Source organism: Limosilactobacillus reuteri (assembly GCF_020785355.1).
GTDB lineage: Bacteria > Bacillota > Bacilli > Lactobacillales > Lactobacillaceae > Limosilactobacillus > Limosilactobacillus reuteri_I.
The window spans coordinates 1-209 of record NZ_JAJGVH010000044.1 but is presented as its reverse complement, the minus strand read 5'-3'; the positions used below and the strand labels follow the sequence as shown (position 1 = coordinate 209).

The 209-nt window shown below is 41.1% G+C and carries 1 rRNA gene; it reads right to left on the bottom strand.

Annotated features, from left to right (window positions below):
* Positions 1-98 (bottom strand): 16S ribosomal RNA (locus LMB56_RS01470); the annotation flags it as partial.
* Positions 99-209: the final 111 nt, after the last annotated feature.

The following is a 209-nucleotide window of genomic DNA, read 5'->3' as shown; positions in this document are numbered from 1 at the left end:
TGCAAGCACCATCAATCAGTTGGGCCAGTGCGTACGACTTGCATGTATTAGGCACACCGCCGGCGTTCATCCTGAGCCAGGATCAAACTCTCATATAAAATATACAAGAACTTGAATAGCTCTCAATTATCTTTGTTATTAAGCGAATTGACTTCGCAAATGTTTTGCTTCAAATCACATCGTGATTGAAGACCCTACACATTTGATTC